Annotated in this window: 22 protein-coding genes; 9 read left to right on the top strand and 13 right to left on the bottom strand. The window is 60.4% G+C overall.

Annotated features, from left to right (window positions below):
* Positions 1-124: 124 nt before the first annotated feature.
* On the bottom strand, positions 125-1,681 hold the full coding sequence (locus N8H22_RS17545; RefSeq protein ID WP_264591782.1) for a winged helix-turn-helix domain-containing protein: 1,557 nt from the start codon (positions 1,679-1,681) through the stop codon (positions 125-127).
* Between the two features lie 227 nt (positions 1,682-1,908).
* Here N8H22_RS17545 and N8H22_RS17540 point away from each other — a divergent pair, with 227 nt between their 5' ends.
* The 5 genes from N8H22_RS17540 to tal all read left to right on the top strand — a co-directional run bounded on the left by N8H22_RS17540 (position 1,909) and on the right by tal (position 6,019).
* On the top strand, positions 1,909-2,661 hold the full coding sequence (locus tag N8H22_RS17540) for an SDR family oxidoreductase (RefSeq protein ID WP_264591781.1): 753 nt from the start codon (positions 1,909-1,911) through the stop codon (positions 2,659-2,661).
* A gap of 44 nt (positions 2,662-2,705) precedes the next feature.
* A complete protein-coding gene (locus N8H22_RS17535) occupies positions 2,706-3,185 on the top strand; it encodes a carboxymuconolactone decarboxylase family protein (RefSeq protein WP_264591780.1) in 480 nt (159 codons plus the stop codon).
* Between the two features lie 78 nt (positions 3,186-3,263).
* Complete coding sequence (locus tag N8H22_RS17530; RefSeq protein WP_264591779.1) at positions 3,264-3,662, top strand: cupin domain-containing protein; 399 nt, start codon at positions 3,264-3,266, stop codon at positions 3,660-3,662.
* A gap of 301 nt (positions 3,663-3,963) precedes the next feature.
* On the top strand, positions 3,964-4,959 hold the full coding sequence (gene dusA, locus N8H22_RS17525) for a tRNA dihydrouridine(20/20a) synthase DusA (protein ID WP_264591778.1): 996 nt from the start codon (positions 3,964-3,966) through the stop codon (positions 4,957-4,959).
* A 133-nt stretch (positions 4,960-5,092) separates the two neighbouring features.
* The gene (gene tal / locus N8H22_RS17520) at positions 5,093-6,019 is read left to right on the top strand and encodes a transaldolase (protein ID WP_264591777.1); all 927 of its coding nucleotides are present in this window, start codon (positions 5,093-5,095) and stop codon (positions 6,017-6,019) included.
* Here the strand turns inward: tal and rssC are convergent, their stop codons facing one another.
* Both rssC and rssB read right to left on the bottom strand, forming a co-directional pair.
* Positions 6,020-6,502, bottom strand: coding sequence for an anti-sigma factor antagonist RssC (gene rssC / locus N8H22_RS17515; RefSeq protein ID WP_264591776.1), 483 nt, complete (start codon positions 6,500-6,502; stop codon positions 6,020-6,022).
* The gene (gene rssB, locus N8H22_RS17510; protein ID WP_264591775.1) at positions 6,499-7,683 is read right to left on the bottom strand and encodes a two-component system response regulator RssB; all 1,185 of its coding nucleotides are present in this window, start codon (positions 7,681-7,683) and stop codon (positions 6,499-6,501) included. Before rssB ends, rssC begins: the two co-directional genes overlap by 4 nt.
* Before the next feature lie 206 nt (positions 7,684-7,889).
* On the opposite strand from rssB, the gene N8H22_RS17505 reads away from it, so the two are divergent.
* A complete protein-coding gene (locus N8H22_RS17505) occupies positions 7,890-8,189 on the top strand; it encodes a PilZ domain-containing protein (RefSeq protein WP_264591774.1) in 300 nt (99 codons plus the stop codon).
* A gap of 81 nt (positions 8,190-8,270) precedes the next feature.
* Here N8H22_RS17505 and N8H22_RS17500 read toward each other — a convergent pair whose 3' ends face one another.
* The gene (locus tag N8H22_RS17500) at positions 8,271-8,912 is read right to left on the bottom strand and encodes a VacJ family lipoprotein (protein WP_264591806.1); all 642 of its coding nucleotides are present in this window, start codon (positions 8,910-8,912) and stop codon (positions 8,271-8,273) included.
* Positions 8,913-9,198: 286 nt separating this feature from the next.
* Between N8H22_RS17500 and N8H22_RS17495 the strand changes: the two genes are divergently transcribed.
* Positions 9,199-9,465 carry a DUF4404 family protein gene (locus N8H22_RS17495; protein WP_264591773.1) on the top strand — a complete coding sequence of 89 codons (267 nt, stop codon included), beginning with the start codon at positions 9,199-9,201 and terminating at the stop codon, positions 9,463-9,465.
* A 54-nt stretch (positions 9,466-9,519) separates the two neighbouring features.
* On the opposite strand, the gene queF is transcribed toward N8H22_RS17495, so the two are convergent.
* The 3 genes from queF to N8H22_RS17480 form a co-directional block, all read right to left on the bottom strand.
* Positions 9,520-10,350 carry an NADPH-dependent 7-cyano-7-deazaguanine reductase QueF gene (gene queF, locus N8H22_RS17490; protein WP_264591772.1) on the bottom strand — a complete coding sequence of 277 codons (831 nt, stop codon included), beginning with the start codon at positions 10,348-10,350 and terminating at the stop codon, positions 9,520-9,522.
* Between the two features lie 78 nt (positions 10,351-10,428).
* Complete coding sequence (locus N8H22_RS17485; RefSeq protein WP_264591771.1) at positions 10,429-11,208, bottom strand: ABC transporter permease; 780 nt, start codon at positions 11,206-11,208, stop codon at positions 10,429-10,431.
* Positions 11,205-12,137: an ABC transporter ATP-binding protein gene (locus tag N8H22_RS17480; protein ID WP_264591770.1), complete on the bottom strand. Its 933-nt coding sequence runs from the start codon at positions 12,135-12,137 to the stop codon at positions 11,205-11,207. The genes N8H22_RS17485 and N8H22_RS17480 overlap by 4 nt, the downstream gene beginning before the upstream one ends.
* Before the next feature lie 253 nt (positions 12,138-12,390).
* Here N8H22_RS17480 and N8H22_RS17475 point away from each other — a divergent pair, with 253 nt between their 5' ends.
* Together N8H22_RS17475 and N8H22_RS17470 are read left to right on the top strand one after the other, a co-directional pair.
* Positions 12,391-14,838, top strand: coding sequence for an acyl-CoA dehydrogenase (locus N8H22_RS17475; RefSeq protein WP_264591769.1), 2,448 nt, complete (start codon positions 12,391-12,393; stop codon positions 14,836-14,838).
* A gap of 201 nt (positions 14,839-15,039) precedes the next feature.
* Entirely contained in the window at positions 15,040-15,447 is a 408-nt protein-coding gene (locus N8H22_RS17470; protein ID WP_264591768.1) for a PA2817 family protein, read from the top strand.
* A 197-nt stretch (positions 15,448-15,644) separates the two neighbouring features.
* On the opposite strand, the gene N8H22_RS17465 is transcribed toward N8H22_RS17470, so the two are convergent.
* Genes N8H22_RS17465 through N8H22_RS17440 form a run of 6 tightly spaced genes read right to left on the bottom strand, consistent with a single transcriptional unit; the run spans position 15,645 to position 23,115 of the window.
* Entirely contained in the window at positions 15,645-17,648 is a 2,004-nt protein-coding gene (locus tag N8H22_RS17465) for a nucleoside-diphosphate sugar epimerase/dehydratase (RefSeq protein ID WP_264591805.1), read from the bottom strand.
* Between the two features lie 20 nt (positions 17,649-17,668).
* The gene (locus N8H22_RS17460) at positions 17,669-18,847 is read right to left on the bottom strand and encodes a DegT/DnrJ/EryC1/StrS aminotransferase family protein (protein WP_264591767.1); all 1,179 of its coding nucleotides are present in this window, start codon (positions 18,845-18,847) and stop codon (positions 17,669-17,671) included.
* A gap of 11 nt (positions 18,848-18,858) precedes the next feature.
* Complete coding sequence (locus tag N8H22_RS17455) at positions 18,859-19,479, bottom strand: acetyltransferase (protein WP_264591766.1); 621 nt, start codon at positions 19,477-19,479, stop codon at positions 18,859-18,861.
* Positions 19,476-20,072 carry a sugar transferase gene (locus tag N8H22_RS17450; protein WP_264591765.1) on the bottom strand — a complete coding sequence of 199 codons (597 nt, stop codon included), beginning with the start codon at positions 20,070-20,072 and terminating at the stop codon, positions 19,476-19,478. The genes N8H22_RS17455 and N8H22_RS17450 overlap by 4 nt, the downstream gene beginning before the upstream one ends.
* Positions 20,069-21,286, bottom strand: coding sequence for a glycosyltransferase family 4 protein (locus N8H22_RS17445; RefSeq protein WP_264591764.1), 1,218 nt, complete (start codon positions 21,284-21,286; stop codon positions 20,069-20,071). The genes N8H22_RS17450 and N8H22_RS17445 overlap by 4 nt, the downstream gene beginning before the upstream one ends.
* Complete coding sequence (locus N8H22_RS17440; RefSeq protein ID WP_264591763.1) at positions 21,283-23,115, bottom strand: heparinase II/III-family protein; 1,833 nt, start codon at positions 23,113-23,115, stop codon at positions 21,283-21,285. The genes N8H22_RS17445 and N8H22_RS17440 overlap by 4 nt, the downstream gene beginning before the upstream one ends.
* Positions 23,116-23,126 lie beyond the last annotated feature (11 nt).

Here is a 23,126-nt window from a genome sequence, read left to right as displayed (position 1 = left end):
CGCCCAGGTTCATGTCTTTGATCATACGTGGACGCTTGGCCGAGGCAGCTGGACACGATGCCGCGTGCGTGCCGCCAGTGTCGGCTATTGGTTGATGCAGCATGGACGCGCACTCACCGCTCGCTTATTCAGGCAACCCTGCGATACGCAAGCCTTTCAGCAGCGTGGCGAGATTCTCGGCACGGTGGATCGGCAGCCAATCGGCGATGTTCGACAGATGCAATGTCGGATCAAGCTGACGCAGCTGTTCCAGCGTCTCCCGCGCCTCGGGCACTCGGCCAGCCAGCGCATGGCTCGCGGTAAGGACGGCGGCGGCGAGCAACAGGCTTGGCAGATCGCGAAATGCTTTACCGGCCCAGCACGAGGCATCGTCGTAATGCCCCAGGAACAGATTGGCGAGCGCCATGCCTGCCTGCATGCGATACAGCTCAGGGTCAAGCGGGCTCAGGCGCATGGCATGCGTCAGATCATCGATGGCCGCCTCGGTCTCACCGTGCCAAATTCGCAGGAATGCCCCCAGAAATCTGGCGGCGGCGAGATTCGGATTGAGCATGAGTGCCTTGTTGAGCAATGCGATGCCACCTTCGAGGTCACCGGCAAGATGACCAAGGGCGTGTCCGCTACGCGTGAGCGCAACCGCATCGCCCTTGTCCAGTTCCACTGCCCGTCGTGCCAGCCGGATCCCTTCCGCCGTCTCCTGCTCACGATCCGCCATCCAGCCGTTGACCTTTCGCCAGCAGTAGCACCAGGCGGCCATCGCACACGCCGATGAAAAGTCCGGATCGATCCTCATAGCCTCATGGAAGAGCGGCAGCGCCTGGTCGATGGCCTCCCGTGACCCGTTATGCAGCCTGGCCATACCGCGCAGGTAGTAGTCGTAGGCGTCCAGGCTTTCGGTGGGCTTGTGTCTTGCCCGCTCGATCTCGGCGCGCTCTAGCTGCGGTGCGATCGCACCGACCACGCTCTCGGTAATCTGGTCCTGCAGCGCGAAGATATCGCCCAGCACACCCTCGAAGCGGCCCGCCCAATGGTGCGCACCGGTTGCGGCGTCGATCAGCTGGCCGGTGATGCGCACCCGGTTTCCCGCCCTGCGCCAACTGCCTTCGAGCACGTAGCGCACGCCCAGCTCGTAGCCGACCTGCTTTACGTCAGGCATGCGCTGCTTGTAGGTGAAGCTCGAATTGCGCGCGACGACGAACAGCCAGCGGTAGCGGGACAACGCCGCGATGATGTCCTCCACCACCCCGTCGGCAAGGTAATCCTGCTCGGGGTCACCGCTGAGATTCACGAACGGCAGCACCGCGATGGAAGGCCGGTCCGGCAGTGTCGGCACCTTTGGACTGGCATCCGAGGCAACGCCCTCCTCCGCGCCGATCTCGCTGAGTTCGGCGACGAAACGGAAGCCCTTGCGCGCAATCGTGCGTATCACGCGCTGTTGCTGGCCGTTGTCACCGACTGCCTTGCGCACTGCATTGATGTGGCTGGCCAAGGTCGACTCCGAGACGATCCGGCGGGCCCATACCGCGTCGATCAGATCATCTCTGCTGACCACGCGCGCCCGATTGCGGGCCAGGTAGACCAGAAGGTCGAACACCTTGGGCGCGGTTGCGACGACCTCGGAGCCACGGACGAGCTCCCGTCGATCCAGGTCGAGCACGCAATCATCGAATACCAAACGCATCCCAAGCTCCTCAGTCCGTTCTCATGCCACGCACGACGCCCAAAAGCTATGGCACGGCGATTATTTGCTGGACGCAACCCCGCGCGGCAACGGCACGGCCCCTACGAATATCCAAGCGCAATCCAAGGGAAAGCCAAGGCAACGACAAGGTGTTCAGCTCGCCCAGATCGCATGCTCAGTCCATCGGTCACCACAACGGTGATCGATAACGAATCGAGGACCCGAACATGAAAATAGTCGTAGTGGGTGGTACAGGGTTAATTGGCTCGAACGTCCTGAACAGGCTGCGTCTGGATGGTCACGAGGTCGTGGCGGCATCACCCGGCACCGGCGTGAATACTGTCACCGGCCGCGGCCTGGCGCAGGCACTGAGCGGTGCCCAGGTGGTGATCGACGTGGCGAACTCTCCTTCGTTCGAAGACCAGGCCGTACTGGACTTCTTCGAGACCTCCAGTCGAAACCTGCTAGCTGCCGAGGCCGAGGCAGGCGTGGAACACCACGTGGCACTCTCTGTGGTTGGCACAGATCGCCTGCCGCATAGCGGTTACTTTCGCGCAAAACTGGCCCAGGAAATTCTGATCGAAGGGTCGCGGATCCCCTATACCATCCTGCGTTCGACGCAGTTCTTCGAGTTCATCGGCAGCATCATCGAATCTGGCACGGAGGGCGATATTGCACGCCTTTCCCCGGCACTCATGCAACCCATCGCCGCGGATGACGTTGCCATTGCCCTGGCGGACCTCGCGGTCGGCGCACCAGTCAACGGCATCGTCGAGATCGCCGGCCCGGACTGTTTCCCTCTCGATGAGATTGCCCGCAAGTTCCTGACCGCACGAGGCGACAAGCGCCAGGTCATTGCGGACGTCCACGCACGCTACTTTGGCAGTGAGCTGAATGATCGCTCGCTGGTCGCTGGCATGACCCCGCGCCGTGGCTGGACGCGTTTTCAGAACTGGCTCAGCCGCGCACCGCGGGGATAAGCCCGGCGCCCGTTACCAACCTTTTGCCTATCGAGGTTCCCAACATGTCTCAGCGCATCGACTACCAGAAGCAATCCCCGGAGCTGTTCAAGAAGCTCATCGAGTTCAGCCTTGCACTCAAGCAGTGCGCCATCGAGCAACCGATCCGCGACCTCGTGGATATTCGCGCATCGCAGATCAATGGCTGCGCGTTCTGCGTCGACATGCACGTCAAGGAAGCGACGATCCACGGCGAGCGCCCGCTTAGGCTGCACCATGTCGTCACCTGGCGTGAATCTACGCTGTTCAGCCCGCGTGAACGTGCGGCGCTGGAGTGGACCGAGATCCTGACCGCGATTCCCGCTCAGGGCGTGCCCGACGACATCTACGAGCGGGTCCGCAGCCAGTTTTCTGAAAAGGAACTGTCGGACCTGACCTTCCAGATCATGTCAATCAACGCCTGGAACCGGATCAATATCGGCTTCCGTGTCGTGCCCGGCAGCTATGACAAGGCCTTCGGCGTAGACAAGTCCGGCCTCGCGTGACCACGCATCGGTGCGCTGGCCGGAAAGCCCCTCGGCTTTAACGTCAGCGCCATAGCGATCCGAAATGAGGATAAAACCATGCACAAGCTCAGCCTGCTCACTTTGCTGCTGCTGACCGCTGGCGCCGCCAGTGCACAGCAGCAGCCCGCCCAAGTGCAGGTAAACCCGCTGTTCAGCAAACCGCTGGCCGAACATCCAGGCAAGGAAGCCGTGGTCATCGAGGTGGTTTACCCGCCAGGCGGCGGCGATCCCGTGCACCGGCACAACGCACACGGCGTTGTGTACGTGCTGGAAGGCTCGATTGTCATGGGCGTACGCGGCGGCGAGCCAGTCACGCTGACACCGGGTCAAATCTTCTATGAAGGCCCGGATGACCTCCATACGGTCGGACACAACGCGAGCCGCAGCGAACCCGCCAGATTTCTTGTCTTTCTGTTGAAGCAGCAAGACGAACCAATCCTGACCCCGGAACAATAATGCGATACGGCTGCCGCCAAGCCGTCGGCAGCCGCCACCCAACGCCGGACGGTAACTGGTGTTTTTTATCCGGCCGACATCGTGGTATCGAACAAGCCGCGGATCGCGGCCTGCTGAGCGACAATAGGCTCGATCAGCACAGCGCCGCCTCCGGACAAGAAGTCTCCCGGTTCACGATCCCCAGGAAGCGCACTTCATCGGCGCGCGTAACCCGCAAGCAGTATCCAGAATCAGGGTGGTGCAGCGCACCTGTATAATGCCGCCCCTTCTGCATCCCCCTTACTGAACTGCGGTCGATACGTTGGATAACTCCCTTTCAAATCAATCTGTTGCAAGTCGACGATTCAGCGTCGCGCCGATGATGGACTGGACCGATCGCCATTGTCGGTACTTCCTGCGCCAGCTGTCTCGGCATGCGCTGCTCTACACCGAGATGGTCACCACCGGCGCGCTGATCCACGGCGATGCGCCACGCTACCTGGGATATGACCAGAGCGAGCATCCGCTGGCATTGCAGCTGGGTGGCAGCGTCCCGGCGGACCTGGCGGCCTGCGCGAAGATGGCCGAAGCGGCCGGTTACGACGAGGTCAACCTCAACGTCGGATGCCCTAGCGACCGCGTGCAGAACAACATGATCGGCGCCTGCCTGATGGCTCATCCGGCGCTGGTGGCCGACTGTGTGAAAGCGATGCGCGACAGCGTGGGCATCGACGTGACGGTCAAGCATCGCATCGGCATCAATGGCCGCGACAGCTACGCCGAGCTCTGCGATTTCGTCGGCCAGGTACGCGATGCCGGCTGTCGCAGCTTCACCGTGCATGCGCGCATCGCCATTCTCGAAGGCCTGTCGCCAAAGGAGAATCGCGAGGTGCCGCCGCTACGCTATGACGTCGCCGCACAGCTAAAGCGGGACTTCCCAGAGCTGGAGATCATCCTCAACGGCGGCATCAAGACCCTCGAGGAATGCGAGGCGCACCTGCAGACCTTCGACGGCGTGATGCTCGGCCGCGAGGCCTACCACAATCCCTACCTGCTGGCTCAGGTCGACCAGCGCCTGTTCGGCAGCGATGCGCCAAGCCCCAGCCGCGCGCAGGCGCTACGCAACATGCGCCCGTACATCGAACGGCATCTGGCGGCAGGCGGCGCCATGCATCACGTGACCCGCCACGTGCTTGGCCTGGGTTCGGGCTTTCCCGGTGCGCGGCGTTTTCGCCAGCTCCTCTCGGTGGACATTCACAAGACAGCCGATCCGCTCGCCCTGCTCGACCAGGCCTGCGCCCTGCTCGAAGGACATTGACCCTCCGCGAAGCAAGGGAACGCTGCGCCTGCATGCCCATCAAAGCCTGGCGTGCCCGCGGCCATCCGCCCGTTGAGCGGGCTGGTGCGCTCGGGTAAGGTCATGCCAATCATCGGACGGAGCCTTCTTTTTCATGACTTCCAAGCTGGAACAACTCAAGCAGTTCACCACCGTTGTCGCCGACACCGGCGACATCGACGCCATTGCCCGTCTGCAACCGGTTGATGCCACCACCAATCCGTCGCTGCTGCTCAAGGCTGCTGCGCTGCCACGTTATGCCGAGCACCTGAACGCGGCCATGGCGCGGTGCAAGAGCGATATCGGCCTCGCCTGCGATCTGTTTGCCGTGGCGGTGGGCCATGAAATTCTAAAACTGATCCCCGGACGCATCTCGACCGAGGTGGACGCCCGGCTGTCCTTCGATAGTCAGGCGATGATCCAGCGTGCCGAGCGTCTGATCGGCCTCTACGAGCAGGCCGGCATCGGCCGCGAGCGCGTGTTGATCAAAATCGCATCCACCTGGGAAGGTATCCGTGCAGCCGAGCAGCTGGAAAAGGCCGGCATCCAGACCAACCTCACCCTGCTGTTCTCCTTCACCCAGGCGGTGGCCTGTGCCGAAGCCGGCGTGTTTCTGATCTCGCCATTCGTCGGCCGCATCTACGACTGGTACAAGAAGCACGAAGGCCGTGACTATCAGGGTGCGGAAGATCCAGGCGTGCAGTCGGTCAGCCGCATCTACGACTACTACAAGGCGCACGGCTACAACACTGTGGTGATGGGCGCCAGCTTCCGCAACATCGGGCAGATCGAGGCGTTGGCCGGCTGTGATCGGCTGACCATCAGCCCGGAACTGCTGGGCCAGCTCGCCGAGGAAAGCGGCACTCTGGAGCGCCGCCTGGCACCGGGTCGCGGAAGCGAATCACGCATCAGCCTGGATGAGGCGAGTTTCCGCTGGGGCTTGAACGAAGATGCGATGGCGACCGAGAAACTGGCCGAGGGTATCCGCCAGTTCGCTCGTGATCAGGAGAAGCTCGAAGGTCTGCTCAAGGCGCTGGCCTGATCAGGACCGCTCCAGTGCGGTGACGAGGTCATGGAAGGCCTCGCGATTCGATTCGTTGAGGCTCATCAGGATGCGGTGAGCCTCGAGCACCTTGGCCTTGACCACGTCTTCAGACTGATCCTGCGACGGCAGGTCAGCCAGGCACTCCGGGCACGGTAGCGGGGTGTCGACGATGTTGAATACCTGATCGAAACCCATCGATTGCAGCAGACGGGTGATGTCCGGGTGAGTGGTCACCAGCGTCGGCAGCATGCCGACCTTCTGCCGCGAGAGGATCGACAGTTTGGCCAGCAGGCCGAGGGTGGTGCTGTCGATGCTGCGGCTTTCCGTGAGATCGATGACGATCGCGGAGAAATTCAGCGACGAGAAGATCTTGTCGATCGTGGCATCCAATGCCGAACACAGCGTCAAGCGAATTTCACCGACGAACTTCAGGACAAAGGTACCGTCCATCTCGGCGAACTGGATCTTACCAGTACTCATGCAAGGTTCCTGCTCAACACCAGCAAGGCTATATCGTCGGGCATGTCTGCCAGCTCGGCCAGACCGAAGGTCCGGCGCAAACCGTCCAGCGTGCCGCCAGCGCCGCTGATGAGCTCTGGCAACGCGGACTCTTTTTCTTTGAGTGTGTCGCCCGGCAAAAGGTCCAGAATGCCGTCCGAGAGCAACGTCAGACTGAAGGTTTCGGGAAGCTTGAGCTCGAAATCCTGATAGGTCGCCTCGACGAACAGACCTACCGGCAAGCCTCGCCCTTCCAGATAGCGGGCACTGTCACCGTTATAAAGCACCGGCATCGGCAGATGCCCGCCGATGCTGTAGTGCAGCACATCATGCTCCGTGTCGATCACGCCGCCGAGCATGGTCACATGCTTGCCCAGCTTGCAGTTGATCAAGCCACGGTTGATATGGTCGAGCACTTCGGATGGCCGGAACTCACGCAACGTGCCGCCGCGGCGCGACTCGTAGAGCAACCGCGTGGTCATGAACTTCAGCAGGACGGTGACGAATGCCGACGAAGCACCATGCCCGGACACGTCGGCGAGATAGAAGCCTATGCGCCGTTCGTCCACGCGAAAATAGTCGACGAAGTCGCCGGACAGATACAGCGAGGGGATGATCTGGTGAGCAAAGTCGAAGCCGTCCACGCTCCAGGGGGTCACCGGCAGCATGTTCATCTGCACCTGGCGACCAGCATCCTGATCTTCCTGCAGCAGATGCAGGCTGGCCTGCAGGTCACGGTTAGCCGTTTCCAGCTGCTCGCGATAGCGCCGGTTCTCCAGACGCAGGCGTGAGCGATCGAGCGCACGGCGCACCGAGTGCTCGAGCATGGCCAGATCTTCCAGCGGCTTGATCAGGTAGTCGGCGGCGCCCAGGCGCAGGGCCTCTACCGCATCGCTCATCACCCCGGCACCGGATACCACGATGACTGGCAGATCGGCCTGGCGCTCGCTGATCTGACGAATCAGCTCAAGGCCGTCCATCTGGGGCATGCGCAGGTCGCAGATGACCAGATCGGGCTGTTCGGTTTCGAACAGCTCCATGCCTTCCTGCCCGCTACTGGCCTGCAGTACCCGGAAACCACTGTCATCCAGATAGGCAGCGAGGCTGGCCCGCACCACATCGTCGTCATCTATGATCAGTAGCGTCGCGCTTGGTTTATGCATGTTCCTACCAGGCGGTATCCGCCAGGATGATTGGCCAGAGTGTGGACTTCGCGCGGGGCGCGGCTCGTGGGTTCGTTTCAAGGCGCAGACGGTACTCCCATACGAACGGCGTTTCAAGCCAAGCACCCCGGCCACAAGCCCGCCTTTGCCGATGGCATTATCGCCAGCTATAAGAAGCGTCGTGGATATATGGAAAGGACCAGCATATGACTCAGAAAGACCGGGATTACAGCGAGAAGCGCGACTTCATTCGCATGCACGTCGACAGCGTCGTTCAGTTGCTCGATGGCGAGCGACAGATCGACGGCACGTGCGTCGATCTGTCGAGCACGGGTATGCAGGTGGTCGCGCCCACCAGCTTGAAGATGGGCGACAAGTTGCGAGTATTGATTCCCTCGGAGCACCCCACGCTCAAGGGCCTGGACGCCGAGACCGAGGTGGTGCGCATCAGCACGCTCGAAGACGGCCGGCAAAGCCTGGGGCTGGCGATCCTCGCAATACTTTGAGCGCCGGGAGCGGGAGCGCCATCACATTGCGCATCCCGCGGCCACGGCTCGCCTCCCCTTAGGGCGAGGGCGGCGCGTCGATCAGAAGTCGTCCTCGACTTGCCCGTCCAGTGTGCGGAACTCGCGATTCTGCAGGTAGGCGTTGCGCACGAAGATGTACTTGTCGCCGGTGATCATCTTCTCCGCGGAAAGCAGCTCCGCACGTGTATCGACCACCTCCACACCGCGCGTCACGTTGCGCGTTGGCACATGGTCGATATGCGGGTAAGGCTGCAGGAACGAATCCGGCACCCGCCCGGCGGCATCGCGGACGGTGCTTGGCCCCAACAGCGGCAGGACGACGTAAGGGCCGTTACCCAGGCCCCAGACGCCCAGTGTCTGGCCGAAGTCTTCGTCGTTTTTCTGCAGCCCCATGCGGGTCGCCACGTCGAAGAAGCCCAGCAGGCCAAAGGTGGTGTTGAACAGAATGCGGCTGGTATCGATACCCGCTTCGTGTACCTTGCCTTGCAGCAGATCGTTGGTCAGCACGACCACATCGTCGAGGTTTCGGAAGACATTGCCGATCCCGTCTTCAAGGAAGGTCGGGGTCACCTTCTGGTAACCCTTGGCAAGCGGCTTGAGGGTGTAGGTATCGAGCGTATCGTTGAAACGGAACACCGCGCGATTGAAGCCCTCCCACGGATCTTCCTCGGCAGCCTGCAGCACGGGTGCCCCCAGTGCCATCGCAGCCACCAGAGGCACCTTGAAAAGCCCGAACCACCGCATGCCGATCTTGTGCATTGCAACTCTCCTGTAAGTCGGTGGCCGAACCACCTGCCGATCCAAGCGGCGCAGTATAAAACCATTCAATAGCGTTTCGGCAGCGCACGGACACGCGGAGCGTCCCGCGCAGAATTCGGCGGGAGATCCGCTGCAAAGGCACAGACAAGCGCCCAAGCGCTGGTTTAACCTTCATCCATCCGACACGGATCATCGCCGTGTCGCTCCGCAACCACGAGAGGGAAGCAACATGCCGGCAAATGATCTGCAGTCGCAGCTCGAAGAACTGCGTAATCAACTGGCGCAGGACACCCCGCTGACCGACGAGGAGCGCGCGTCGCTCCAAGCTATCGCCCAGGATATCGAGGCCCGTCTGGCGGATGACGGCGAGGCCGAATACAGCGATTCGCTGGTCGACGGCGTCAATCTCGCCGTGGAACGCTTCGAAGTCAGCCACCCGAGCATGGCCATGACACTGCGCAATATCATGCAAAGTCTGGCCAACATGGGTATCTGAACGGCGCCTTGCGCAGCCGGCAACCAAGCTCGCCGGCTGCCATCGCGCTCGCGCTTACTGGCGCACCAGCCGGCGATTGTCCGGCTGCACGACTTCGGTGCTGCGGTAAGGGTTGATGTCGAGCCCGCCGCGGCGCACATAGCGTGCGTAGACCGTGAGCCGGCGAGGCTGCAACAGCCGCTGCAGGTCGAGAAAGATGCGCTCCACGCACTGCTCGTGGAAATCCGCGTGCTGACGGAAGCTCACCAGGTAGGCCAGCAGACTCTCCGGCAATAATGCCGGTCCGTTGTACTCCACCACCACACTGCCCCAGTCCGGCTGACCGGTCACCGGACAGTTGGACTTGAGCAGGTGGCTGTGCAGGCACTCCTCCACCTGCCGATTCGCATCGCAGCGCAGCAAGTCCGGTCGAGGCGAGTCGTAATGCTCGATCACCACGTCCAGCTCGTCGATGCAACGCCCCGGCAATCCTGCGATGCCCTCGCTGGCAACCTCGTCGAGACTGCGAAGGCGAACCGTAACCGGCTTGCCCGCCGCGGCCGAAAGATCGCGCTGCATCACCTCGAGCAACGCCTCCCGGGAAGCGAAGACCGACTGGTTGAGCGAGTTGAGGTAGAGCTTGAACGACTTCGACTCGATAATGTTCGGCGAATCGGCCGGGATGGCGAACTCGCCGATGGCCACCACCGGCTTGCCCGACGGCAGCAGCCAGGACAGCTCGTAGCAGTTCCAGATATCTACGCCACGATACGGCAGCGTCGCTGCGCTCAGGCCCAGCTCGGCCCACTTTGGCGCGCGCGGGATGGGGAACAGCTGCTCGGGGCTGTAAGTGGCGACGTAGGCGCTGGACTTACCCAGCGGCGAATGTTCTGCGGGATGCTGCATGACGGGAACCTGAACGAAAAACGCCGCGAAGTGTAAAGCTTTGCGGCGTTTTTTTCAGTGCGGGACGGTGCCCGGCGATTACTGGCGCATACCACGCCCACTCTTGAGCAGACGCACGCAGAACAGGTACAGCAGCACCGCCGCCACGGCCATGAAACTGATCGCCACGCCGATGCGAATATCCGACACGCCGAGGATGCCGTAGCGGAAGGCGTTGACCATGTGCAGGATCGGGTTGGCCAGCGACAGCATCTGCCAGAACGGCGGCAGCAGGTTGATCGAGTAGAACACGCCGCCCAAGTAGGTCAGCGGCGTCAGCACGAATGTTGGGATGATCGAGATATCGTCGAAGTTGCGTGCATACACCGCGTTGATGAAGCCGCCTAGGGCAAAGATCGTCGCCGTCAGCACAATCACCAGCACCATGACGCCGGCGTGATGGACCTGCAGATCGGTGAAGAACATCGACAGCAGCGTGACGATCAATGCCACCGCCAGGCCGCGGGTGATACCGCCCAGTGCAAAGCCGATGACGATCACCTGCGGTGACACCGGCGAAACCAGTAGCTCCTCGATGGACCGCTGGAACTTGGTGCTGAAGAAGCTCGATACCACATTGCTGTAGGAGTTGGTGATCACCGACATCATGATCAGGCCCGGCACGATGTAGTCCATGTAGCTGAAGCCGCCCATCTCGCCGATTCGTGCACCGATCAGGCTGCCGAAGATGACGAAGTACAGCACCATGGTGATCGCCGGGGGTAGCAATGTCTGCGGCCAGATGCGTGTGTAGCGACGGATTTCGCGCTGCACGATGGTCTGCAGCGCGACCAGGTTGGGGCGCAACTCGGCACTCATGGGCTCACCTTCTGCAGGTTGGTTTCCACCAGCGACACGAACAGTTCCTCCAGCCGATTGGTCTTGTTGCGCAGGCTCAGCACCTCGATGCCCTGCGCGGCGAGCAGGCGGAACAGCTCGGTCACCCCCTGGCTCTTCTCCACCTGCACCTCAAGGGTGTGATGGTCGACCAGCCGCGACGGATAACCACCCAGCTCCGGTGGCACCAGCTGCGATTCTTTCAGGTCGAGCAGGAAGGTCTCCACGTGCAGCTGCTTGAGCAGCTCGCGCATGCTGGTGTTCTTGACGATGCGACCGTGGTCGATGATGCCGATGTTGCGGCACAACTGCTCGGCCTCCTCCAGGTAGTGCGTGGTCAGGATGATGGTGATGCCCTCACGATTCAGTTCGGTGAGGAACGACCACATCGAGCGGCGCAGCTCGATATCCACGCCCGCTGTCGGCTCGTCGAGAATCAGCAGGCGCGGCTGGTGGATCAGCGCGCGGGCGATCATCAGCCGGCGCTTCATGCCGCCGGAAAGCATTCGCGAGGACACGTCACGCTTGTCCCACAGGCCCAGCTGATTGAGGTAGCGCTCGGCGCGCTCCTTGGCGATCTTTGCCGGAATGCCGTAGTAGCCGGCCTGGGTGACAAGGATGTCGAAGGCCTTCTCGAACTGGTTGAAGTTGAACTCCTGCGGCACCACACCCAGGCAACGCTTGAGTCCGGAGGGATCGCGATCCAGATCGTGGCCGAACACATTCACCGTTCCGCCGCTCTTGTTCACCAGCGTGGAGAGGATGCCGATGGTGGTGGACTTGCCGGCGCCGTTGGGGCCGAGCAAGGCGAAGAAATCGCCTTCGGCAACGTCCAGATCGATCCCCTTGAGGGCCTGGAAACCATTGCCATAGGTCTTGGTCAACTGCCGGATGGACAGAGCAGTACTCATAAGGAATGCACACAACGCGAGAAGGATGATCCTAGATAAGGTCGGCATGCCTCGATTGCAACCGCAGATTTCCGCGCTGCTCCTGACCGTCGACGCGGCGAGTCATGCTCAGCCCCCTGCTCGCGCCGCGCACAGAGCCTGTAGGCACGCGACATTCGCCCGATCCAGGCTCGATGCGCCGCGGCACCCTGTCTACACACGTACCCGAGAAGCCTATGCTGTTAACTCAACTCGTCGATAAGGAATGACCTCAATGACATTGGTCTGGTTACTGGTCCTGTTGCTTGGCATCGTCGTCATCGCGCATCTGCGACTGCCACTCGTCCCATCGCTGGCCCTGGTGACTGTCTACCTGCTGGCAATGAGCGCCGCGGACGAGGTGTCCGGCTGGCTGGTCGCGATTCTCTGGCTGCTGCTGATCGTCACAGCCGTGCCGCTGTTGGTGGCTGATCTGCGACGCAAGTACGTGAGCGGACCGATGTTCGACTGGTTCAAGCGAGTGCTGCCGCCCATCTCGGACACAGAGCGCGATGCCATCGAAGCCGGCACCGTGTGGTGGGATGGCGAACTGTTCAGCGGCCGACCGGACTGGAACGTACTGCTCGACTACCCTGCAGCCCGGTTGACCGAAGAAGAGCAGGCGTTTCTCGATGGCCCCACCGAAACCCTCTGCGCGATGGTCAGCGAATGGGATATCGCCCAGCGGCTAGACCTGCCGCCCGAGGCCTGGGACTACATCAAGGAACAGGGATTCTTCGCGCTGATCATTCCCAAGGAATACGGTGGCAAAGGCTTCTCCGCCTATGCCCACTCGCAGATCGTGATGAAGCTCGCGACCCGCAGCGGCGACCTCGCCAGCACCGTGATGGTGCCCAACTCGCTCGGCCCGGCCGAGCTGCTGATGCACTACGGCACCGACGAACAGCGCAGCCACTACCTGCCGCGCCTGGCCACTGGCACCGATATCCCCTGTTTCGCCCTAACCGGGCCCTACGCCGGCTCGGATGCCGGCGCGATGAACGACAGCGGCATCATCTGCAGAGGCCAATGGCAGGGCGAGGAAGTGCTCGGCCTGCGACTGAACTGGGAGAAGCGCTACATCACCCTCGGACCAGTCGCTACCCTGCTCGGCGTCGCCTTCAAGACCTATGATCCCGACCATCTGCTGGGCGATGAGGACGAGCTGGGAATCAGCCTGGCGCTGATCCCCACCGACACCGCCGGCGTCGAGATCGGCCGTCGCCACCTCCCCCTCGGCGCCGCTTTCATGAACGGTCCGAACTGGGGCAAGGACGTCTTCGTGCCGCTCGACGCCGTCATCGGCGGGCGCGACATGATCGGCAAGGGCTGGATGATGCTGATGAACTGCCTGTCGGTCGGCCGCTCGATTTCCCTGCCGGCCACTGGCGTCAGCGCCGCCAAGGTCTGCAGCTATGTCAGCGGGCGTTACGCGCAGATCCGCGAACAGTTCGGCGTACCGCTGGCGGCCTTCGAAGGCATCCAGGAGCCGCTGGCACGCATCGGCGGCAATGCCTGGCTGATGGACGCCGCCCGAACCCTCACCGCCAGCGCCGTGGACCTTGGCCAGAAGCCCTCGGTGCTGTCGGCGATCCTCAAGTACCACCTCACCGAGCGCGGCCGCGTCTGCGTACGCGACGCGATGGATATCCACGGAGGCAAGGGGATCATTCTGGGGCCGAACAACTATCTGGGACGCCTGTGGCAGTCCGCGCCGATCTCCATCACGGTCGAGGGCGCCAATATCCTCTCGCGCAATCTGATGATCTTCGGTCAGGGTGCGATCCGCTGCCACCCGTTCGTGCTGAAGGAGATGGCACTGGTCCACGAGCCGGACCGCGATGCGGCAGCAGCGAAGTTCGACCAGTTGCTGATGCAGCACATCGGCTTCGCCATCGGCAACACCGCCAGCACGCTGGTACTCGGCCTGACGCTCGGCCGCTTCGGCAAGGCGCCGGGCAACGAGCTGACACGGCCCTACTTCTTGGCGCTCAACCGTATCGCTGCAGCCTTCGCCATGCTCGCCGATCTCTCGATGATGCTGCTGGGCGGCGAACTGAAGCGGCGCGAGCGGCTGTCCGCACGCCTGGGCGATGTACTCAGCCACCTTTATTTAGCCTCGGCGGCGCTCAAGCGCTACCACGATCTGGGCCAGCCGGCCGAACAGGACGCACTGCTGCGCTGGGCGCTGGAAGACTGCCTGCACCAGTGTGAAATAGCGCTGCGCGACATCCTCGGCAATTTCCCCAATCGCATCCTGGGAGGGCTGTTGCAGGTGCTGGTATTCCCGTTCGGAGCCAGACATCACGGTCCGTCGGACAGGCTGGATGCCGAGGTAGCAGCGATCCTCGGACGACCGGAGGGCGACCCAGCGCTGGAGCAGTTGCTTGATGGACTTTACCGCCCACAGAGCCCAGAGGAACCCTTGGGCGCCCTGCACCATGCATTCGACAGTCTGAAAGCCAGCCAACCGGCGGCGAAAAAGCTGCAGCAGGCACTCAAGACAGGCACATTCAAACCCGCCCCTGGTGCCGATGTCATCGGCACCGCGCAGGCTGCGGAGGTGCTCTCCGACGACGAGGCCGAGCGCTTGCAGGAGGCGGAAGTCGCCAGGCGGCGTGTCATCGATGTGGATGATTTCAGCAAGGAAGAGCTGGAGTTGCAGGCAGGCAGAACACGCTAAGGAGTGACGGCACCGCGCAGCCACCGCAGCATGGACGCTCGCGCGGGACTGCTGCTCGCTATGCACTTCAAAGTGGCATCCCCCGCCCAAACCGAAAGAAGGCGTCGAACCCTCGGCGCCATCACGAGTCAATCAAACAAGCCCGTACGCTGGCGCACACGCCTATAATCGCGACCCCAGAAATTCGACACAGGTGCATACATGGCCAATCCCTATCACGACCACAACCTGGCTCTGCTGGCCCATCTGCGCGGCATCCTGCTCGCCATGGGCGAGGCGGAACAGGTTTCGGAAGAGAGCCACGCGTTGTTCCTCGAGCGCTTCGACGAGCTGATCATGAACCTGCAGAACGTGCCGGAAGAGCGCCATATGGGTCAGGACCTGATCTGCCAAGTCTTCCACCGCTATCCGCAGATCGCTCATCTGGTGCCGCGCGACCTGCTGTGGTTCTTCGGCGGCGATTGCCTGCACTACATGCCCGACGAGGAAATCGCCATCTTTCAGGCTCTCGAAGAGCGCCGCTATGAGGCCGAACAGAACGACGAGCCCTTCGACTGGAATCAGGAAAAACAGCTGCTGAGCATGTCCGAACTAAGCGCTCGGCACTGAAGGCGCGAGCGGATTGTGGATTGAGTGAAGGTGACCCGCACCTAATAAGCGCCAGCGACTCGATAGCTGAGGTGCTACGGCCGCCACCAGCGATAAATCATGGGCCGACTCGACTCACCGGCCGGCCGGCGAACGTATACGGATAAGGCCGCACCAAGTGAAGCGTCATCAACCGAGCGAGCGGCAGCCCTCCGCTCTCACTCGCTGGGTTCGGCGCGACGCTGCTGATAGATCCAGTCGACGATTTCACCTTCTGGTACGTAGCCGCTGACCACCTCACGCAGCAACAGACGAACCTGCGGGTAATCATCCTCATCGACCGCCTTGAGCAGCTTCGCCAAGATGCCCTTGAGCACGTTCCAGGTAAGGAATTCCTCATTGGCACGCATTATCATCGGGTGATCGGTCGGACTGACGTTATCGCCAATCAGCAGCTCTTCGTACAATTTCTCACCCGGGCGCAGGCCGGTGTACTCGATGGCGATATCCCCATGCGGGCATTTTTCCGAGCGCACGCTCAGGCCGGACAGGTGAATCAACTTTTCGGCCAACTCGGCAATCCGCACCGGTTGTCCCATGTCGAGCACGAACACATCGCCGCCCTGCCCCATCGAGCCGGCCTGAATCACCAGCTGCGCTGCTTCGGGAATGGTCATGAAGTAACGGGTGATCTTCGGATGCGTCACCGTCACCGGCCCGCCCGCGCGGATCTGCGCGTAGAAGCGCGGTATCACCGAACCTGACGAGCCGAGCACATTGCCGAATCGCACCATCGTAAAGCGCGTCTTGTTGACGTGGTGCACCGCCCCATCGGCATTGAACAGAGAGGGCGCCGTCTCACGGCTCAACGCCTGCAGAATCATCTCCGCGAGACGCTTGGTGCTGCCCATGACATTCGTCGGTCGCACGGCCTTGTCAGTGGAGATCAGCACGAAATTGGCGACGCCAGCCTGCACCGCCGCCTGCGCGGTATTCAGGGTGCCCAGCACATTGTTCAGCACGCCCTCGGCGACATTGTGCTCCACCATCGGCACATGCTTGTAGGCAGCAGCGTGATAGATCGTTTCAACCTGCCAGGTGCGCATCACGTCCAGCAAGCGTTCGGGGTTGCGAATGGAACCCAGGATTGGCACCAGTCGGATCGGCAGCGAGGCGCGCTCGATAGTGCGCTCCAACTCGATGTGGATGCTGTAGAGATTGAATTCGCTATGCTCGAACAACAGCAGCGCCTGTGGCTTGTTCGAGAGAATCTGCCGGCACAGCTCAGAGCCGATCGAACCACCCGCGCCCGTCACCATGACTACCTTGCCGCGAATGCACTGCTCGAACAGCGCTTGCTCAGGTGGCACGGCGTCCCGCCCGAGCAAGTCTGCGATATCGACTTCCTGAATGTCCTCGACCTTGACCCGTCCGCTCGCCAGATCCATGAAACCCGGCACGCTACGCACGTGCAGCGGGTAATGCTCCAAATTCTCCAGCACTTCACGCCGCCGCGCGCGCGATGCCGAAGGAATCGCCAACAGGATTTCGTCGCTGCCCGTCTCATCGATCATCTGCTGGATATGCTTGGGCGAATAAACCCGCAGTCCGGCAATGGTTCGATTGTACAGATTAGGATCATCATCGATGAACGCTACCGGGCGCATACCGCGCCCCAAACGCAACGCCGCCACCAACTGATTACCCGCTGCACCAGCACCGTAAACCGCCACTTTCGGCAAACTCGCGTCGCGTCCCTTGAATTTCGTGAGCGAATCCGGCGAAAACCAGTCGCCCATGAAGTACTGACGCATCACCAACCGCAAACCACCGATCAGAACCAAGCTCAGCCACCAGTAGTTGAATACCATCGAGCGCGGGATCAGCTTTGGCGCGCCGGAGTTCCAATACACAGCGAGGGAAAGTAACAAAGCAGACAATGTGACAGCCTTGGCAATGGCCATCAGCGCATCGTTGCCGAAATAGCGCATCACCGCGCGGTACATGCCGAAGCGGATAAAGAATGGAATAGCGATGACGGGAGCGATACCAAACAGCCAGGCATGGCCATCCAACGGCTCGATATTTTTAGAGTCACCCAGCCGCACCACAAAGGCCAGCCAGAGCGCCAGCCAGACCAGCACGATATCCGCCGCTAGCTGGATTAGGCGCTTATAGCGCCGCGGTAGCGAGACTAATCGAGACCGCAATTTTTCTACCAACCTCAACACACTTCGTATCCTTATCGTTCGACTGCGGCCGTCATCACTTCGGCAAGCACTGCACAGGTCTGTTCGATTTCGGCAACTGTCAGCGTCGGATGCACGAGGAACATCAGGCTCGTCTCCCCCAGCTCCCGCGCAACCGGCAAACGCTCTGCGGGGCGCCAACCGGTACCGTCAAACGCTTTTTCCAGATAGACCTCTGAGCAGGAGCCGGAGAAGCACGGCACCCCTCGCGCAGATATCTCGCCAAGGACGCGATCCCGACTCCACCCTTCTGCAAGCTCTGCCGACTCAACAAAGACATAGCATTTGTAGCCCGCATGTGCGACTTCTTGAGGGACCTCGGGAACGCGCAGTCCCTTCAGGGTCTCGGCAACGGCCCAGATACGCTCGCAATTGGCCAGACGAGTTGCATGCCAGTCAGACATACGGCGAAGCTGAATCCGACCAATTACGGCCTGCACTTCCAACATCCGCCAGTTGGTGCCGAAGCTCTCATGCAGCCAACGGAAGCCCGGCGCATGCTCGCGCTCATAGACAGCCTCCCAGCTCTTACCGTGATCCTTGAACGACCACATCTTCGACCACAACTCCCGGTCACTCGTGGTGACCATCCCACCCTCACCGCCGGTAGTCATGATCTTGTCCTGACAGAACGACCAGGCTCCTACGTGACCAATCGAGCCGACCGAGCGCCCTTTGTAGCGCGCGCCATGGGCCTGGGCGCAGTCCTCGATGACCTTGAGGTCATGCTCGCTAGCCAACTCCATTATCGGGTCCATGTCACACGGCCAGCCAGCGAGATGCACACAAATCAAAGCGCGGGTACGCGGCGTCAGCACTGCACGAACGGTGTCGGCAGTGATGTTCTGCGATTCACGATCCACCTCAGCAAACACCGGAACCGCGCCGCGATTGACGATGCTGGATACCGAAGCCAGGAATGTGCGCGGTGTGACAACCACCTCATCACCTGCGCCAATGCCCAACGCCTGCAGCGCCACATCCAGCGCTACCGTGCCATTGGCCAGCGCGATAGCATGCTCGGTGCCAGCCCATGCCGCAAACTCCTTCTCGAACTCACGACACTCCTGCCCCGTCCAGTAATTGACCTTGTTGGATAGAACTACATCGCGAACGGCATCGGCCTCTTCTTCACTGAAACTTGGCCAGGGGGAAAACGGGGTGTTGAGCATAATACTTCTGGTTACCTCATCCTTTTGGCCGGCACGCCAGCCACAGTCACATCATCCGGAATATCACCGATGACCGCCGAACCGGCGCCCACCATCACCCGCTGGCCAATACAAATCAGTTGACGCACGCTGGCACCGATACCAATCCAGCTCAAGTCCCCCACCTGCACACCGCCCGCTAGCCGCGCACCTGGGCTGATATGCACGGCATCGCCGAGCAGGCAATCGTGATCGATGCTACAGCAGGTATTGAGAATAGCGCCCGGGTTTATACGCGCGCCGGCATTGACCACCGCACCGGCAAAAACAACCGCCCCCTCGCCAATAGCGGCGTAGCGACTGACGGTGGCGGCAGGATGAACCAGTGTCACCAAGCGAGCCCCCGCCGCCTGGAGCTCAAGCAGCTTGGCATGACGGATACGGTTATCACCGATAGCAACCAGCACCCCATCGAAATCAGCTAACCGGCTCATCAAAGCTGCCGTATCGCCCACGACTGGCCACATACTATTTTCATGAAGATCTGGCCACGCATCGTCGAAGAACTGGACGGTCTGCCAACCACAGCATTCGGCGGTATCCGCAACCACCTTGCCGTGGCCGCTCGCCCCAAGGATGGCCAACCTGCTCACAACTTACGGCCGGTGAATTTCGGCATAGTCACCTCCCCTTCCGCACTGATGCCATCACGCACGACTACCTTCTTGATGGTTAGGAAGAGGATCTTCAGATCCAGCCATAGCGAGCGGTTGTCCACGTACCAGACATCCAGCTTGAACTTTTCTTCCCAGCTCAGCGCATTACGCCCGTTGATTTGCGCCCAACCGGTAACGCCTGGACGCACCTCATGCCGTCGATACTGCTCAGGACTGTAAAGCGGTAGATATTCCATCAACAGTGGGCGCGGACCGACCAAGCTCATATCGCCCTTAAGCACGTTCCACAGCTCCGGCAATTCATCCAGGCTACTAGCACGCAGAAAGCTACCAAACGGAGTCATACGCTCGGAGTCGGGCAGCGAATTGCCTTGGGCATCCACGGCATCGCGCATGGTGCGGAACTTGATCATCTCGAACGGCTTACCATTAAGGCCCGGCCGCACTTGGCGAAACAGCACCGGCGAGCCGAGCTTGCGGCGAATTTTCCAAGCTACAACGGCAATAACTATGGATAGCAGCAACAAACCAAGAGCAGAAGCAACGATATCAAAAAGACGCTTGATCACTGCTTCACTCCTTCCAGCCAATCGACAAATCGATCACCTAACTGCTCGCGATTGAACTCACGCTCCGCCAACTCACGAGCACGCAGACCCATGACCTTGAGTACAGCCCGGTCGTTAGCAGCCTGTTCTAGGGCATCAGCAAAGGCTTGCGGGTTTTCCGCCTCGACGGCGAAACCACACTGGTTGTCCCGTATCATCCCAGCCAACCAACCTGGATAATTGTTAAGTACCGGCAAACCAGCTGCGATATAGTCAAAAAACTTGTTAGGTGACGTCCCATAATAAAAGGCTGAAATATTTGCCAGGGTTTGCAAGCCTACGTCAGCTCCAGCCATCAAGCCAGAAAGGCGAGCCTTGTTAACGGGATCATGAAAAACGATATTATCCAAGTTCTCTCGGATAGCCCGATCCTGTAGAGCAGGTTTTAGCTTACCCTGGCCAATAAGCATTAACTTTATATCTGACCGATCACGCTGTTTCAGTTCAGCCGCAACATCTAAGAGCGCATCCAGTCCGTTGGCAACGCCATGAGTTCCAGCGAACACCGCGAGCAGATCATCGGATTTCACCTGCCACGGCCGCCAAGGTTCAACCTCTCCAGCGAAGATATCCAAATCACAGCCATTGGGTATCAATGCAATACGCTCACGCGGTACGCCGAGCCTAGCAATCCCATCGACAATACCTGGCGACAATCCCACCAGACGGTGAGCCGAGCGATAACTGACCCATTCCAGAACCGACATGGCTCCCAGCACCAATGGGTTACGAATCACCCCCATAGCTCTGGGAAGCTCCGGCCATAAATCGCGAACTTCAAAAACAAAAGGTTTCCCACGAAACCAGCGAGCAAAAATGCCTGGAATACCAGCCGTCAGGGGAGTGGTGGTAGCGAAAGCCAAGTCATAGCGTGCGGTCAGTGCTACGCCGATACTGCGCAGAGCGAACTTTACAAAAGTCATAGAGCGTTTAAAAAAGCCATCGCTGTTGGAATAGGCCAAGTCGTACTCAATGATATCGATACCGTCCACTTCGCCACGACGCATCCCGTTAACGAACGGCACGGCTATTCCAGTTTCTCCACCACCGTAACTGCCACAGACCATGGTCACCTGGTGGCCCCGCGCGACAAGGCGACGAGCCATTTCATAGGAGCGTATACCCGTTGATCCTTTCGGGGTCGAAAAGTGCTGGTGAAAATAAAGGACTTTCATGAGGCCCAGCGATACTCCGTGATAAACGAGCCTGGCTGGTCTATCTCCACCTCCAGCACAGGCACTTGGGTTTTTTCCAGGTAATAACGCGATTCCCAGCCACCAACCAGCTCAAACCGCACGATAGGTACCGAAGCGTGTACTTGAATAACGTGCTCGCCGTTACTCAAAACATTGCCCTCGAAGAGCCACTGACCAGGCTCCAGACGCCAGCGCAGCACAGCCTTATGTTGAAAGCCATCGACCTGATCGTTCACCACCAGCGAGTCATCATGCAGGTGAACGCCACGCCGATGGCTCGCGCTGTATCCATCCCTGTAACCCGCGGCAAAGCTGACGGTCCCAGCCTGCACATCGAGATGCTCCAGGTATGAGGTTTTCAGCCAGTCACCAAACAGGAAACGGCTCAGACGGGGCATTTGATCGCGATCATCGAACTGCACGGTGTTATGGCTGGCAGTACCGGGGAAATAGCTCAACCACTGTGCTTCAGTGTTGTAGCTATAGGTACCTGCATCGCGTAGCAGATTACGTCCCCCAAGCCACAAATCCAGATGCAGCGCATCCGCCTGGCTAGGGCGAAAGCGGAACCTTGGATATCGCAGCATCGTCATGACCGCCCCTCGCCGCAGCACAGCAAAACCACCGTTGTCGAACTGGCAGCTACCCGGCTGCTCCGCCAGCACTGTTGGTAACTCGACCCCAAGCCAACGCAAAGGAAGATTCCATACCCCTTCTGTCTCGTAGGCACGAGCATTCGCAAACAAAGCCATAGCGAGCTGTACTGAGGGACGGAAGTCGCGGTAATCGGTATCGGTTAGCTGCAGAAGGCGTGCGCCATCATTGGCGCCAAGATTGGGACCGTCACCGTTCTCGGCATTGACCATCGCATGCAGCCAACGGCTAGCCGCCAGAGATCGCGCGTACCAGAGAGGAGAGAAACGCGGCAAGGACTGACGCTGGCGCCAAATCTCTACCATGCAGAACGTATCCAGCAGAACGCGGTGATAATTCAACGAATATTGGCTAAAGCTGCCATCTTCACCGATCAACCGCACGGCCCGGTTCTCCAGCCATTTACAACCTTGCCGTTGCCAGAGCTCGCCTTCCCGCGCTCCATGTGCAACTAACCAGCTGCCACCGATGAAGAGCGCCGCAGCCTCGGAGGTCCCGTGATTGTTATCCTGAGCTATGGCATACCGCAGAGTCGGCGCGATGCGTTGCAGATGCAGGCGTACAAGTTCCAGCAATGCCGGTGTCGTGGAACTGATTTGACCCAGTAGTAACGCAGCCATAGCCAGATGCATCACGCGAATCGAGGCTTCCTGTCCGCATTTCCAATTAGGGCCCTTATAAGGAGCGTTCTGTACACACCAATCGGCCAGCCATGCATTCAAGCGATCAAGCGATGCGATATCGCCTGTACTTGCACGTTGAGCAAAAGCCAGTACCCAATCGAATCGTGAGGCCTCCCAAATTGATTTGATATCGCCTACAGCCGGATCGAAATCAGGAATCTGCCACCAATTGTTCTGTGGTTCAGCAATCCGGGCACCGCTCAATGGATTGATATGCCAATTTGGAGTACTTGCGGCTATGGTGAACGGCCAATAGCTAAACAAGAGAGCCGTTTTTTGCCACTGCTGTGAAGCCGGCAGATCAAGAGGCTCTTGCTCGGCGGGTCGGAAGAATACCCCTTTAACAACTCCGCCAGCCAAGCGCAGTACCGGGTTCAAACCGGCTCTGACGCCAAGGCGATAGGACGCCACGCGTACAAGATTGGGTATGCCCAACGCGAAAGCGGTCCGCACCTTTGCTAAAGTCGTCATTCAAAGAAAAC

Origin of the sequence: Stutzerimonas sp. S1, from assembly GCF_025966695.1 — a bacterium.
In the GTDB taxonomy this organism is placed as follows: domain Bacteria; phylum Pseudomonadota; class Gammaproteobacteria; order Pseudomonadales; family Pseudomonadaceae; genus Stutzerimonas.
Note: the sequence above shows the minus strand (reverse complement) of the source record. Positions and strands in the feature narration are given on the sequence as shown.

Coding starts and splice junctions, on each gene's coding strand:
- N8H22_RS17460 (WP_264591767.1), bottom strand. CDS start 18,847: ATGCTCAACACCCCGTTTTCCCCCTGGCCAAGTTTCAGTGAAGAAGAG.
- N8H22_RS17480 (WP_264591770.1), bottom strand. CDS start 12,137: ATGAGTACTGCTCTGTCCATCCGGCAGTTGACCAAGACCTATGGCAAT.
- N8H22_RS17505 (WP_264591774.1), top strand. CDS start 7,890: ATGACTCAGAAAGACCGGGATTACAGCGAGAAGCGCGACTTCATTCGC.
- N8H22_RS17530 (WP_264591779.1), top strand. CDS start 3,264: ATGCACAAGCTCAGCCTGCTCACTTTGCTGCTGCTGACCGCTGGCGCC.
- N8H22_RS17440 (WP_264591763.1), bottom strand. CDS start 23,115: ATGACGACTTTAGCAAAGGTGCGGACCGCTTTCGCGTTGGGCATACCC.
- rssB (WP_264591775.1), bottom strand. CDS start 7,683: ATGCATAAACCAAGCGCGACGCTACTGATCATAGATGACGACGATGTG.
- rssC (WP_264591776.1), bottom strand. CDS start 6,502: ATGAGTACTGGTAAGATCCAGTTCGCCGAGATGGACGGTACCTTTGTC.
- tal (WP_264591777.1), top strand. CDS start 5,093: ATGACTTCCAAGCTGGAACAACTCAAGCAGTTCACCACCGTTGTCGCC.
- N8H22_RS17470 (WP_264591768.1), top strand. CDS start 15,040: ATGGCCAATCCCTATCACGACCACAACCTGGCTCTGCTGGCCCATCTG.
- N8H22_RS17475 (WP_264591769.1), top strand. CDS start 12,391: ATGACATTGGTCTGGTTACTGGTCCTGTTGCTTGGCATCGTCGTCATC.
- N8H22_RS17485 (WP_264591771.1), bottom strand. CDS start 11,208: ATGAGTGCCGAGTTGCGCCCCAACCTGGTCGCGCTGCAGACCATCGTG.
- N8H22_RS17535 (WP_264591780.1), top strand. CDS start 2,706: ATGTCTCAGCGCATCGACTACCAGAAGCAATCCCCGGAGCTGTTCAAG.
- queF (WP_264591772.1), bottom strand. CDS start 10,350: ATGCAGCATCCCGCAGAACATTCGCCGCTGGGTAAGTCCAGCGCCTAC.
- N8H22_RS17500 (WP_264591806.1), bottom strand. CDS start 8,912: ATGGCACTGGGGGCACCCGTGCTGCAGGCTGCCGAGGAAGATCCGTGG.
- N8H22_RS17540 (WP_264591781.1), top strand. CDS start 1,909: ATGAAAATAGTCGTAGTGGGTGGTACAGGGTTAATTGGCTCGAACGTC.
- N8H22_RS17495 (WP_264591773.1), top strand. CDS start 9,199: ATGCCGGCAAATGATCTGCAGTCGCAGCTCGAAGAACTGCGTAATCAA.
- N8H22_RS17445 (WP_264591764.1), bottom strand. CDS start 21,286: ATGAAAGTCCTTTATTTTCACCAGCACTTTTCGACCCCGAAAGGATCA.
- N8H22_RS17545 (WP_264591782.1), bottom strand. CDS start 1,681: ATGCGTTTGGTATTCGATGATTGCGTGCTCGACCTGGATCGACGGGAG.